Raw genomic sequence first — 13,663 nt, 5'->3', positions numbered from 1 at the left:
TTCTTGCGGGGTTTTTTGTTTTAAAAAAACCCGCTGACTTAAAAATCCATCTTTAAACAATCTATAAATCAATGGATTAAACATAACCAATAGCACGGCACGTTTGTTGCTGAAACCAACTTATCAATTTTTAACCATTAGGCAAAGCTATGCAAAATTTTCTTCACCTCCCCCGCAAATCGAAACCGTTTCTGGCGGCTTGGGCCCTGCTCGTGTTAACCACGGCCATCAGTTTTACTGACGCCCAAGCCGTGCCGAGTTTTACCCGGCAGACTGGCGCGGCCTGTAGCCAGTGCCATACCCAATCCTTTGGCCCCAATCTGACTCCCTTTGGGCGGGATTTTAAACTCGGTGGCTATACAATGACGGGCGGCAGTGGCGCCAATGCAAACTTACCGCCCATCAGCGCGATGATAGAAGGCTCGTTGACACACACCGATAAAGACCAAGACCCTGCAAATTTTGACCAAGCAGGCTATGACAAAAACGATAACTTCACATTTGACCAAGCCTCTTTGTTTTACGCAGGGAAGGTTTACGGAAAAGTCGGCGCGTTCAGCCAATTCACTTACGATGGCTATGCCGATGGCGTGGCGTGGGATAACGCGGACATCCGGTACTCGGACCAAACTGAACTCATGGACAAACCCATCACTTACGGCATTTCCTTAAACAACAGCCCGACCGTGCAAGATTTGTGGAACACGACTGCCGCGTGGGGATTCCCTTACAATGGCTCGGCCTTACAGCCAGGCATAGCGACCGCCGCATTGATTGACGGCGCCTTGGGGACGTCACAAGTTGGCGGGGCGACCGCTTACACCATGATCGACAACTTGCTGTATCTGGAAGCAGGGGCTTACGATTCTTTCTCAAATGACTTACAAGGCGCATTGGCAGGGGCGGTTCCGGGCGGCTATATCAAGCTGGACGGCCCGGCACCTTACTGGCGCACCGCTTTGCAATACGACACCAAAGGCCATTTTTTCGCAGTAGGCCATTACGGCATGAGCGCGGATGTGTTGTTGCCGAACACCTTGGGTGATGCCAGCAATGGGGCTGACCATTACACGGATATCGCTTTTGATGCCACCTACCAATACATGGCAAATCCAAAACATATCTTTGAAGTCAAAACGACGTTTATCCACGAAAACCAAAACCTTTCGGTCAGCCGTAATGGTGGCACAGGCAACACGGAATTAGACACCTTTAAGTTCAACGGCGCTTACACGTTCGACCAAACTTACGGTGTGACCTTTGCCTATAACAAGCTTTACGGGTCGCGTAATGGCAACGTTTACCCTGATTCAGTCTCTTTTAAACCCAATAGCGAATACTACACGGCTGAATTGGTTTATGTGCCTTTCGGCAAATCCGGTTCGGCTTGGGCACCTTGGCTCAACTTGCGCACCAGCTTGCAATATATTGGCTACTCGCAATTTGATGGCGCCACTCAATTCGTCAACGGCAACAATACCTTTATGCTAAATGGCTGGTTGGCGTTTTAAGGGATAGCAGGACAAACTGGCCAAACCACGAAGGGCACAAGCATTTACCTTTGCCGCCCTTCGTGCGCCCCATCCCTCCGTGGCCATCTCCCTTAAATTGACCTGTAATATCTATTTTACTGAACCTATCAGCAGCGCCAAGGAACAAACCGTAACCAGCATTACCAAAGCCTTCAACATCCATCCCACGCCAAAACAATTAACTTAAGCTGTCCGGACTTACCCAAATTTTGATGGGTTACGTTAATCGCTTTGAATATCCCATAACTTTTTCTTCCACACCTTTCAGGCAAACACCATGGCTCCCGAACGCTTTAGACGTTTTAAAGACATTTCCGTCAGCGAACGTATTTTAAACACCGTATTCCTGCTCACCATAGGCCTCGGCTATCTGGCGGCCCTGGCCAACCTCTATTACACCCATCAGGGACTGGACGGGAAGGCCGGGCTGTCGGTGGAAGACGTCGTCATCAGTTATCACGGCTCCAATACCCAAACACGTTTAGGCACGGCGATTAAAGGCATTATGAAACCCAACCTGAGGTATTCGTCAGACCAGGATGTCATTATGGAATGGATCAATTCCGGCGCGGACGAACCCGGCTATATCGAAAAAATCGCCCCGATCTTAAACCGCGATTGCATCATCTGCCACACGCCCAGCGTCAACCCTTCCTTGCCCGATTTGACCCATTACAAAGGCGTGGCGGAAGTCGCCCACGGCGGCGGCGCGACCATCCCGACCTTAGTGCGCGTCTCGCATATCCATTTATTCGGCATCGCCTTCATCCTGTTTTTCATCGGCAAAATTTTTCTGCTATGTGAAATCAACGTTTATATCAAACGCATCGCCGTGGTCATCCCGTTTGCCGCGATGTTGCTGGACATAGTGTCATGGTTCATCACCAAGTCCACCCCGTCTTTTGCCTATGTCGTGGTCATCAGCGGGGCCTTGATGGGCATTTCAATGGGGATGCAAATCTTGGTCAGCATTTATCAGATGTGGTTTTATTCAAGGCAGCAAAACCAGGGTTGCTAGCCGCTATGTGATGTGGTTTATTAAGGCAGGGAAGCCTGGATGGTACGGAAAAAGGTTTGACCGCCAGATTTATAGGGACGACTTTAGGGCCTTTACGGGAACCGGCCTTTAACGGGGATGGTAGACATGGAGGAATAGCAACGCATACGGTTGTTAAGACGAAGCCAAAAACCCAAACTAAAGCTTTTCCCGAAAGACAAAATAAACCGCACCGCACAACAGCAACCCGGCCCACAAATAATCCAATTTTAGCGGTTCTTTTAAATAAAAAACAGCAAACGGCACGAACACCGAAATGCTGATGACTTCCTGCAAGATTTTAAGCTGGCCCACATTCATGACCGTATAGCCGATGCGGTTCGCCGGAACCTGGAGCAGGTATTCAAACAAGGCAATGCCCCAACTGATTAATGCGGCGATTATCCAAGGCCTGTTGTTCAATTCTTTCAAATGCGCGTACCACGCAAACGTCATGAAGACATTGCTGCAACAGAGCAAGAGTATGGCTGTCAGCGTTGCATTCACAAAAATGTCCGGTCAAAAACAGGCATCAACAAAATATAGTGCCGCTACCGCGGCCTTAATAACCGCGTTGCACGGAAAACTTTGCCAATAAGGTCAGGGCTTCTTTATATTCGGAATCCGGTAAACAACCCAAAGCATCAATGGCTTTTTGCGCTTCTTCATCGGCGCGTTGCTCGGTATAGGTGATGGCTTGGGTACGCTGGACGATTGCATAAACTGCGTTAAACGCGTCACGTTCGCCGTTTTTAATCGCCTCAACGATAATAGCGGCTTCGCTGTCGGTACCGTTTTGGATGGCGTAAATCAGCGGCAATGTGGGCTTGCCTTCCGCCAGGTCATCACCGAGGTTTTTGCCCAAATCTTCTTGGTTAGCCTTGTAATCCAAGGCGTCGTCGATCAATTGGAAGGCAATGCCCAGGTGTTGGCCATAGCGGGCCAAGTTTTCCTCCACCTCAGCGGAAACGCCCGCAAGGACACCGCCCAAACGGGTGGCGGCACTGAACAAGATGGCGGTTTTTCTGGCGATGACCTCAAGATATTTGGCTTCTGTGGTTTCAGGGTTATTGCAATTTAACAGCTGCAACACTTCACCTTCGGCTATCGCCGTCGTGGTTTTGGAAAGTATTTCCATGACGCGCATATTGCCCGTCCGCACCATCATTTCAAAAGCACGCGAATACAGATAATCCCCGACCAAGACGCTGGCGGCATTGCCCCACACGGCATTGGCGGATTCTTTGCCACGCCGTAAATCCGATTCATCGACGACATCATCATGCAGCAAGGTGGCGGTATGGATAAACTCAATGACGGCGGCAAGGATCAAGTGATTGTCGCTGGCGCCCCCCAAAGCCTTAGCCGCCAATAACAACAGCATCGGCCGCAGGCGTTTGCCGCCGTTGCCGACAATGTAATGCCCCATCTGGTTAATCAACACGACATCGGAGCTTAGCTCATTGACAATAAGTTGATCAACCGCTTTGGCTTCGGCCTCCGTTAAGTTTTTGATGGAATCAAAGTCTATAGGGGTCGATACGTTCGAAGAAGGGTGTGCGTTCGCTGCCATTATTGATTGCTACAAGTGTAAAGTTTGGATGTGTTTCAGGGTGTTAGCCGTGAAACTATAAGTTAACGGGGCATTATAACCCATTAGTAAATTAATTGAGTATGTCAAGTTAACCCGGTTCTTTTTAAAGCAAAGTAGGCTGGGGTGACGCAAGGAACCCCAGCAGAGTGGCTTGTGGTGCAGGGATTGCGCTACCGCTTCATCCCAGCCTACGATACTGACCGGCCCCAAAGCCTGAAATAAGGTAGCTTGAGGTCATAATGAGAATTGCTGGTTAACCCGATTATTTTCAAAGTATTTTTATTGCTGGATTTGGGCGCAAAGGGCATAAACACCTTTAGGCAGAAAAAGCCTGTTCGAACCAAACCAAGATGACAACCAACGGGTTTATGGCCAAGTGCTTTTCTATCCTCCATGGTTTGTATGATTTGAACCCTTAAAGCCAACTTTACGCCCACAAAAAAGCCTGACAAGGCAAACATTTGCCTTGTCAGGCTATACGGGCAAACTTAGCTTACTGGGCGACACCGCCGACGCTGGACAGCATGGGGACAAGCTCGCCTTTTTTATACAAATCCACAACAATGTCGCAACCGCCAACCAATTCGCCATTGACATACAATTGCGGATAAGTCGGCCAGTTTGAATACTCTTTAAGGGCTTCGCGCAATTCTGGATCCTCAAAAATGTTGACGTACATATATTTCGCCTGGCACAAGTCCAGCACTTGCACGGTTTGTCCGGAAAATCCGCACTGGGGGAAATCAGGGGTACCTTTCATGTACAAAACCACCGGATTATTCTCAAGCTGATCTTTAATTCTTTCTATCACGTTCATAGTAGACATCGCTCACTGATTAAATAAATACAAATACCTAGGGATTTTATCAACATTGCGCCCGTTAAAAAAGCAATTATTAAAATGCAAGTCTTGCTTAGGGGTAAATTGAAACCTATAATCGACCATTTTTTTATCGGGCGGCACACCCCCTTGTTTTATTGGTAGACAGACCTTATGAGCAGCCACATTATGCCAACTTACGGACGTTTAGCGGTCACTTTTGAGCGCGGCGAAGGCGCTTGGCTTTGGGATGACCAAGGCAAGCGTTATCTGGACGCGCTATCCGGCATTGCCGTTTGCAACTTAGGCCACGCGCACCCGGCGGTGCATCAGGCCCTTTGTGAACAAAGCGGCAAGCTGGTGCATACGTCCAACATTTACCGCATCGCCCTGCAAGAACAATTGGCTAACCGCCTGATTGAAAAAAGCGGCATGGACAATGTTTTTTTCAGCAATTCCGGCGCGGAAGCGAACGAAGCGGCAATCAAGTTGGCGCGCAAATACGGCCATGGTTTGGGGGTTGAAAATCCGGCCATCATCGTCATGGAAAAAAGTTTCCACGGGCGGACGCTGGCAACACTCAGCGCGACCGGCAACCCAAAAGTCCAGCAAGGCTTCGGGCCCTTGGTCGAAGGCTTTATCCGGGTGCCCTACAATGACATCGGCGCGGTGGAAGCGGCCATCAGCGGGCACGGCAACATTGTCGCCATATTGGCCGAACCGATCCAAGGCGAAGGCGGCGTGAATATCCCCGCAGCGGACTACCTCAACCAACTGCGTAGCCTGTGTGACCAGCACAACCTGTTATTGATGCTGGATGAAATCCAAACAGGCATAGGCAGGACAGGGAAATTTTTCGCCTACCAACACAACGGCATCTTGCCGGATGTCTGCACCGTGGCCAAAGCCTTGGGCAATGGCGTGCCGATTGGCGCCTGCCTAGCGAGGGGCAAAGCCGCCGAGGTGCTGACCGCCGGAACCCATGGCTCGACGTTTGGCGGCAACCCCTTGGCGTGTAGCGCGGCCTTGGCGGTATTGGCGACCCTGGACGCCGACGGTTTGCTGGCGGCGGCGGCCAGCAAAGGCGCGGCGATTTGTGCGGGCTTTACCGGCCATTTGCAAGGTAACCCGCATATCGTGGATATTCGCCATAAAGGCATGATGATCGGCATCGAGCTCGACACGCCCTGCACCGGACTGGTCGGCCAAGCCTTGGAGGCCGGGTTGTTGATTAATGTCACCTACGAAAAAAACATCCGCCTGTTACCGCCATTAATTATGGACGAACTGCAAATCCAGCAGCTTGTTGGCACCTTATCATCACTCATCTCCGCGTTTACCGCACAGTTGTAGGTAGCACCTTCATGACCCTTAGACACTTTACCAGCTTGCTCGATGTTTCCAGTGCCGAATTGCGCACCTTAATCCATCGCGCCATCGAACTCAAAAACCACCGCGACATTGATTACCAACCGCTAAAGGGCCGCGTCTTGGCGATGATTTTTGAAAAATCATCGACCCGTACCCGCATTTCCTTTGAAGCGGGCATGGCGCATTTTGGCGGCAGCGCATTGTTCTTGTCACCGCGTGACACCCAATTGGGGCGCGGCGAACCCTTGCGCGACAGCGCCAAAGTCATCTCCAGCATGGTCGATTGCATCATGCTGCGCACTGACAAACACGACACCGTCGCCACTTTTGCCGAACACTCCAGCGTCCCCGTCATTAACGGCCTGACTGACGAACAACACCCTTGCCAATTGCTCGCCGACATCCAGACGTTCTTTGAATTGCGCGGCGACCTCCAAGGCAAAACCGTGGCATGGATCGGTGACGGCAACAATATGTGCCATTCCTATATCCATGCGGCCATGCTCTTGGATTTTACCCTGCACATCGCTTGCCCGGCCGGTTACTGCCCATCCCCCGCCATTGTCGCCGCGGCGGGCGGGCGCGTGAAATTTTTTGCCGGCACGGTGGCCGCCGCCCAAGATGCCGATTTGGTCGTCACGGATGTTTGGGCCAGCATGGGCCACGAAGAAGAACAAAGGCAACGCCAAATTGCGTTTAAAGACTATCAGGTCAACAACGCGGTCATGTCAGCCGCAAAAACCGACGCCTTATTTATGCACTGCCTGCCTGCCCATCGCGGCGAGGAAGTCAGCGGCGACGTTATCGACGGCCCGCAAAGCGTAGTCTTCCAGGAAGCGGAAAACCGCTTGCATGCCCAAAAAGCCTTACTGGAATTTCTCCTCTGCCGGAAATAACGTTAAAATCAGTCCATTAGATGGCTAACTGTAGGGATTTCTGTGAAAAAAATACTAACTTCGCTTGTTATCATAGCGCTCTCGGCTGGTATAGCGCGGGCTGAAACAGTTTATGTCACGGACAACTTGAATTTATCGCTCAGAAGTGCACCGGACAACGAGGCGAGGGTGGTCAAATTATTGCCGACCGGTACGCAACTGACCGTCATCGGTGAAAAAACCAAATCTGGCTTCACGCCAGTACGCACAAGCGACGGTGCCGAAGGTTTCATCCAAACGCGCCAGACCATGAAAGAGCCACCTGCACGGGACGTGATAGAAACCAATAACAAGACCCTGAGATCCTTACAATCCGAAAACCTTTCCTTAAAAGCCGAGTTAAAAATTGTCAAAGACTCGATCACGCCAGGCACATCCCTGGAAAAATCCTTAGCCTTAGAACGGGACAGGTTAAGCCTGGAATTGGGCGAACTCAAACAAGCGGCGGCAGGCGTCGTCCAGCTTAAAAACGAGCGTGACGAACTTCAGGAACGCGTGGTCAATGCAGAACGCAAACTGGAGCAGCTTGAGCGGGAAAATGCCGGGCTTAAAAACACCAGCGAGCAAGATTGGTTTTTATATGGCGGCATCCTGGTCTTTTTCAGTGTGATCCTAGGGTTTATCCTGCCCAAGCTGGGCTGGCGGCGTAAAAGCAGCTGGGATATGTACTAACGCTTATCAGGCCAGCCCTAAGCGCGTCTCACCTAGCCCCCAACCCAGCCCTGACTGGACTTTCAAAGCACGCAGGGCTGGGCTACAGGCGCCTCCCTTTACCCTTCGGCAGGTCTGGACGGAAGCGAAAAACAGCGACAAGCCTTGATTAACACTCCCCCTCACCCCAATTCCACCAACTCTAAAACCAAAAGGAATCCTTACATGTCCCACACAGGCGATAAAACCACCCGTACTTTTTCCTCCCAAGTCGTAGACGGCATGGAACGCGCGCCTAGCCGCGCCATGTTGCACGCAGTTGGATTTTCCAACGAAGATTTCCTTAAGCCGCAAATTGGCATCGCTTCGACCTGGAGCATGGTCACGCCCTGCAATATGCACATCAACAAACTGGCCGATGATGCGGCCAACGGTGTCAACCAAGCCAACGGCAAGGCCGTCATTTTCAACACCATCACCATTTCCGACGGCATCTCGATGGGCACCGAAGGCATGAAATACTCGTTGGTCTCGCGCGAAGTCATCGCCGATTCCATTGAAACCGTGGTCGGTTGCCAAGGCTTTGACGGCGTGGTCGCCATCGGCGGTTGCGACAAAAACATGCCGGGGTGCATGATCGCCATTTCGCGTTTGGACCGTCCAGCAATATTTGTTTACGGCGGCACCATCTTGCCGGGTTGCCACAAAGATAAAAAGCTCGATGTCGTGTCCGTGTTCGAAGCCGTCGGCGCCCGTGCCAACAACAAAATCGACGATGCCGAACTCGCCGAAATCGAAGCCAAAGCCATCCCGGGCGCAGGCTCTTGTGGCGGCATGTACACCGCCAACACCATGGCTTCGGCAATTGAAGCCTTAGGCATGAGCTTACCCAACAGCTCCGCGCAAGCCGCCGTCTCCAACGACAAACGCCTGGACTGCGAACGCGCGGGTGCGGCGGTCATGAACCTGATCGAAAAAAACATTAAGCCCAGCGACATCATGACCAAGGAAGCGTTTGAAAACGCCATCACCGTCGCCATCGCGCTAGGCGGCTCCACCAACGCCGTGCTACATATCTTGGCCATGGCCAATGCCGCCAAGGTGGACATCAGCCTGGACGACTTCACCCGCATCGGCAAACGCGTGCCGATGCTGGCCGATTTAAAACCCAGCGGACGTTACTCGATGGCGGAACTGGTCGAAATTGGTGGCATCCAGCCCTTGATGAAGGTGTTGCTGGACGCCGGCCTGTTGCACGGCGATTGCCTGACCGTCACTGGCCTTACCCTGGCGGAAAACCTCGCCGAAGTCGCCCCTTACCCAGACGGTCAGGACATGATCCACGACCTCGCCCACCCGATCAAAAAAGACAGCCATTTGGTCGTGCTCTATGGCAACCTCGCCCCCGAAGGCGCGGTGGCGAAAATCACCGGTAAGGAAGGCTTACGTTTTATCGGCACGGCGAAAGTGTTTGATGCCGAAGAACAAGCCCTGCACAGCATTTTGCACGGCGACATCGTCAAAGGCGATGTCATCGTCATCCGCTACGAAGGCCCCAAAGGCGGCCCTGGCATGCGCGAAATGCTCTCCCCGACTTCCGCCATCATGGGAAAAGGTTTGGGCAAGGAAGTCGCATTGATCACCGACGGACGCTTCTCCGGCGGCACCCACGGTTTCGTGGTCGGCCACATCACCCCCGAAGCCTACGTCGGCGGCCCCTTAGCCTTAGTCGAAAACGGCGACACCATCGCTATTGACGCCGAAAACAACGCCTTGACCTTGCATATCAACGAACATGAAATGGCGCGGCGGATGGAGAAGTGGCAACAACCTGCCCCGAAATATATCCGTGGCGTGTTGGCGAAATATGCCAAGTTGGTGAATTCGGCTTCGTTGGGGGCGGTTACGGATAATTGATTGCTGGCTTGGCGGGATTAGTCAAGGATTGTAGGATGGGCTGACGCAAGGAAGCCCATCATGGGGTGTTGCCGAATTTGATGGGCTTCCTTGCGTCAGCCCATCCTACATTTCAATTTTTACCCAACATCAACTTATCGGAAAATCCATGACTGACTACCGCCGTGCTTATGTGCCTGGGGCTTCGTGGTTTTTTACCGTCAATCTTGCCGAACGCCATAACAATCCGTTGTTGGTTGAACACATCGGCCCACTACGCGCGGCTTTCCGTTATGTAAAACAACGCCATCCTTACCATATGGATGCGGTGGTGATTTTGCCGGATCATATCCATTGTATTTGGACGTTGCCGCCGGACGATGCGGATTTTTCCACGCGCTGGAATTTGCTGAAAGGCCATTTCTCACGGGCGATTGCCAAAGGTGAGCCAATTTCAGCCAGCCGTATCGGACGAAGGGAACGTGGTAATGGCAACGGCGATTTTGGGAACATTTGCTGCGTGATCAAGACGATTGGAATCGGCATGTCGATTACATCCATTGGAATCCGGTCAAACATGGCTGGGTAGAGCGCGTGACTGATTGGCCCCATTCCAGTTTCCATCAATTTGCCGGACAAGGAGTTTATCAGGACAATTGGGCTTTTGTGGGTGAATTTGATTTTGCTGCCGGGGAGTGTGATGGGCTTCCTGTCGTCAGCCCATCCTACAAAATATAACGTGAGAGGAGTTAAAAACGGTTTGATGGCAACAAAACCCCAATCTTTTTATTTTTCACCCTCCAACACATTACGAATGGCCTTCCGAATATGATCTGGACATTTAAAATAAAATTAGCGTTTACCCCCTTTACTGAACAGTCTTGGGCGGCAGAAATTGAAATTGATAGCTCGGCAACGCTTGAGGAATTGCATCTTGCCATTCAAGATGCGGTGGAATTTGAGAATGACCACCTATATGAATTTTACATTTCTAAAACAGAAAGCAGTTATCACCCTAGCGCAATTCGTTTTGACGATGAAGAAGAGGGCTTTTATTCTTCTGTTACCTTAGAAAACGTATACCCCTTGGAAACAGGCAAAAGCCTGTATTACTTATTTGATTATGGCGATAATTGGTTATTTAAAATCACCAAAAGCAGGAAAAAACCACACGGGCCACAGCAAGGTATCAGCTATCCTCACCGCATTAGCGAGATAGGCGAAAGGCCTGTGCAATATCCCGACTTTGATGAATAAGTAAAGAAATTTAAGCCGCGCAACTGATGCCCATCGTTCCCCGGCACCCCCAATTAATGTTAAGGAAGCCCGCAGGAAGATAACGGCTGGGCTTCGATGCCATACCCAGTATCCCGCTATCGCCACATACGGGCACCGCAATTTGTATGAACCATCCCACACAAACAATGACCCCACCCAACGAATTCGTCAACTGGTTCCGTTCCTCATCCCCCTACATCCACGCCCACCGTAACAAGACCTTTGTTATCTCGTTTGGCGGCGAAGCGGTGTTGGCGGCTGATTTTGAACACCATGTCCATGATTTTGCCTTGCTCAACAGCTTAGGCATCCGGCTGGTGCTGGTGCATGGCATCCGTCCGCAAATCGACCAGCGGCTGCACAACTCCGCGCCGCCGCGTTTCCACAATCATTTGCGCATTACTGACGATTTGGCCTTGCAGGCCGTGAAGGAAGCGGCGGGGCTGGTGCGCGTTGAAATTGAAGCGTTGCTGTCGCTAGGCTTGGCGAATTCGCCGATGGCGGGGGCGAAAATCAAAGTCGCGTCGGGCAATTTTGTCACCGCCAAGCCCTTGGGCGTGATTGACGGCATAGATTATTGCCACACCGGTGAAGTGCGCCGGATTGATAGCGAGGCCATCCACCAGCAGTTGGATCAAGACAATGTCGTGCTGATTTCGCCGATTGGTTATTCGCCCAGCGGGGAGATTTTTAATTTGTCCGCCGAGCAAGTGGCGACGGCTGTGGCCATCGCGCTAAAAGCGGAAAAGCTGGTTTTGCTGACTGAACAAAGCTGTTGCCATCCCGACAGCGGGAAACCCATCCAACAAATGACGACAGCGGAAATATCGGCCTTCCTTGACAAGCACCCTAACCTTCATGAAACCATGAGCCAGCCCCTCAAAGCCGCAATCCATGCTTGTAATTCGGGTATTGCCCGGGTACATTTAATCGACCGGACACAAAACGGGGCATTGTTGCTGGAGCTGTTCACCCGCGACGGCATCGGCACCTTGATCAGCTCCAACCCGTTCGAAGATCTGCGCCCGGCCAGCCTTCACGACATCGGCGGCATCTTGGAACTGATCAAACCTCTGGAACAACAAGGCGTCTTGGCGAAACGTTCGCGTGAAAAAATTGAGATGGAGATCGCAGATTATTTTATCATTGAGCGCGATGGCCTGATTATCGGCTGCATTGCCTTACACGCGGATCTGCAACGGCATTTTGGCGTGATCGCCTGCCTTGCCGTGCATCCCGATTATCGGCGTTCGGCGCGGGCGAACCGTCTGCTGGACTACGCATCCCGCAAGGCCAAACAGCTAAACTTGAAAAAGATTTTTGTGTTATCGACACAAACGGTACACTGGTTTATTGAACGAGGTTTTTTATCGTCAGATATAACGAATCTCCCCGAGCCGCTTAAGGCCCTTTACAATCCGCAAAGAAATTCGAAGATTCTTTGTAAAGACATTGAATAGCCCTGACGATGACATCAGCTTCCGAATGCCTGTCAATATTGCAGTTATCCGATACCCATATCCTCGCTAGCCCTGGCGCAACCTTGCTGGGCATTGATACCGCCTATTATTTTCGGGCGGTCTTAGCGCAAGCACTCGCCCAGCGACAGGCCTTCGATTTGATCATGCTGACAGGTGACTTGGCGCAAGAGCCCGCGACCCAAAGCTACCGGTACATTTTAAAGCACATCAGCAGCTACGGGATCCCGTGTGTTTGCCTGCCCGGCAACCACGATGATTACGCCCTGATGCAAAAAGTCCTGAGCACCCCTTTGGTTAATTGCCGTAAACAGGTGTTTTTAAAGGGTTGGCAAATCATTAGCTTGAACAGCCAAATAATCGGTGAAGAAGGCGGGTATTTATCCGCCGGAGAACTGTGCTTCCTGGAAGGGTGCTTAAGCCAACATCCCGGCCAAAACACCCTGGTTGCCGTGCACCACCATCCCCTGGCGACAGGCAGCGTCTGGATGGATACGATGATGATCGAGAACAGCGATGAGTTTTTGGCGGTGGTCAAACGCCATCCACAAATTAAAATCATCATCAATGGGCATATCCACCAGGCTATGGACAGGCAATTGCAATCCATCCGCATACTCGGTACCCCGTCAACTTGCTTCCAGTTTAAACCCAAGAGCGTGGAATTCGCACTGGATGACACCTCACCCGCTTACCGGCACCTGCAACTGCATGCCGATGGACGCATCTCCTCACAAGTCATCCGCCTTAGCGAAGCGCTCGCTGGCTTGGAAACCACCACCACAGGCTACTAAAGGCCAAAGGCCTTTGCCGGGCCACTACCGGCCATAACGGTTAAAAATCCCAAAGCCATAGACCGCAGCCAAGAGGCTTGTCCAAACATTCTTATCGTAAAAATGCTTGAAGAAGCCTCCTGCTTCGGATGTTTGGCCTTACGGCGGTATTGGGTCTTGTCGCAATAGGCTTGGGCCTTATTAAACTGATGGGCGAATTTGGCAACTGGATTTTGCAATGGAATATCTTCCAATTGACGTTGATTTTTACGTTTTTTCATAGATTACCTCTTATAATA

Annotated in this window: 13 protein-coding genes and 1 pseudogene; 10 read left to right on the top strand and 4 right to left on the bottom strand. The window is 51.4% G+C overall.

Features of this window, described 5'->3' with window-relative positions; translation table 11 throughout:
* Positions 1 to 149: 149 nt before the first annotated feature.
* A complete protein-coding gene (locus METMI_RS0108845) occupies positions 150 to 1,511 on the top strand; it encodes a hypothetical protein (RefSeq protein ID WP_019865919.1) in 1,362 nt (453 codons plus the stop codon).
* 298 nt (positions 1,512 to 1,809) lie between these two features.
* On the top strand, positions 1,810 to 2,550 hold the full coding sequence (locus tag METMI_RS0108835) for a hypothetical protein (RefSeq protein ID WP_019865917.1): 741 nt from the start codon (positions 1,810 to 1,812) through the stop codon (positions 2,548 to 2,550).
* 177 nt (positions 2,551 to 2,727) lie between these two features.
* On the opposite strand, the gene METMI_RS0108830 is transcribed toward METMI_RS0108835, so the two are convergent.
* From METMI_RS0108830 to grxD, 3 genes are all read right to left on the bottom strand, one after another.
* Positions 2,728 to 3,075 carry a DMT family protein gene (locus tag METMI_RS0108830; RefSeq protein ID WP_029151573.1) on the bottom strand — a complete coding sequence of 116 codons (348 nt, stop codon included), beginning with the start codon at positions 3,073 to 3,075 and terminating at the stop codon, positions 2,728 to 2,730.
* 55 nt (positions 3,076 to 3,130) lie between these two features.
* The gene (gene ispB, locus METMI_RS0108825; RefSeq protein WP_019865915.1) at positions 3,131 to 4,141 is read right to left on the bottom strand and encodes an octaprenyl diphosphate synthase; all 1,011 of its coding nucleotides are present in this window, start codon (positions 4,139 to 4,141) and stop codon (positions 3,131 to 3,133) included.
* Positions 4,142 to 4,655: 514 nt separating this feature from the next.
* Complete coding sequence (gene grxD, locus METMI_RS0108815; RefSeq protein WP_019865913.1) at positions 4,656 to 4,979, bottom strand: Grx4 family monothiol glutaredoxin; 324 nt, start codon at positions 4,977 to 4,979, stop codon at positions 4,656 to 4,658.
* A 177-nt stretch (positions 4,980 to 5,156) separates the two neighbouring features.
* Here grxD and METMI_RS0108805 point away from each other — a divergent pair, with 177 nt between their 5' ends.
* From METMI_RS0108805 to cpdA, 8 genes and pseudogenes are all read left to right on the top strand, one after another.
* Positions 5,157 to 6,335 (top strand): aspartate aminotransferase family protein, encoded by a 1,179-nt coding sequence (locus tag METMI_RS0108805; RefSeq protein ID WP_019865912.1) that lies wholly within the window; start codon positions 5,157 to 5,159, stop codon positions 6,333 to 6,335.
* 11 nt (positions 6,336 to 6,346) lie between these two features.
* A complete protein-coding gene (gene argF / locus METMI_RS0108800) occupies positions 6,347 to 7,249 on the top strand; it encodes an ornithine carbamoyltransferase (protein ID WP_019865911.1) in 903 nt (300 codons plus the stop codon).
* A 42-nt stretch (positions 7,250 to 7,291) separates the two neighbouring features.
* Positions 7,292 to 7,960 carry a TIGR04211 family SH3 domain-containing protein gene (locus tag METMI_RS0108795; RefSeq protein ID WP_029151572.1) on the top strand — a complete coding sequence of 223 codons (669 nt, stop codon included), beginning with the start codon at positions 7,292 to 7,294 and terminating at the stop codon, positions 7,958 to 7,960.
* Between the two features lie 204 nt (positions 7,961 to 8,164).
* Entirely contained in the window at positions 8,165 to 9,856 is a 1,692-nt protein-coding gene (gene ilvD / locus METMI_RS0108790) for a dihydroxy-acid dehydratase (protein WP_019865909.1), read from the top strand.
* A gap of 148 nt (positions 9,857 to 10,004) precedes the next feature.
* Positions 10,005 to 10,573 (top strand): annotated as a pseudogene (locus METMI_RS23535) (REP-associated tyrosine transposase).
* A gap of 90 nt (positions 10,574 to 10,663) precedes the next feature.
* Entirely contained in the window at positions 10,664 to 11,092 is a 429-nt protein-coding gene (locus tag METMI_RS23530; protein ID WP_019865908.1) for an IS1096 element passenger TnpR family protein, read from the top strand.
* A gap of 146 nt (positions 11,093 to 11,238) precedes the next feature.
* Complete coding sequence (gene argA, locus METMI_RS0108775) at positions 11,239 to 12,573, top strand: amino-acid N-acetyltransferase (RefSeq protein WP_019865907.1); 1,335 nt, start codon at positions 11,239 to 11,241, stop codon at positions 12,571 to 12,573.
* Positions 12,574 to 12,581: 8 nt separating this feature from the next.
* Entirely contained in the window at positions 12,582 to 13,385 is an 804-nt protein-coding gene (cpdA, locus tag METMI_RS0108770; RefSeq protein WP_019865906.1) for a 3',5'-cyclic-AMP phosphodiesterase, read from the top strand.
* On the opposite strand, the gene METMI_RS23525 is transcribed toward cpdA, so the two are convergent.
* The gene (locus tag METMI_RS23525; protein ID WP_019865905.1) at positions 13,382 to 13,645 is read right to left on the bottom strand and encodes a DUF7230 family protein; all 264 of its coding nucleotides are present in this window, start codon (positions 13,643 to 13,645) and stop codon (positions 13,382 to 13,384) included. The genes cpdA and METMI_RS23525 overlap by 4 nt on opposite strands.
* Between the last annotated feature and the right edge of the window lie 18 nt (positions 13,646 to 13,663).

This window comes from Methylovulum miyakonense HT12, assembly GCF_000384075.1.
In the GTDB taxonomy this organism is placed as follows: Bacteria; Pseudomonadota; Gammaproteobacteria; order Methylococcales; family Methylomonadaceae; genus Methylovulum; species Methylovulum miyakonense.
The sequence above is the reverse complement of the archived record's forward strand: the minus strand, read 5'-3'. Positions and strand labels throughout refer to the sequence as shown.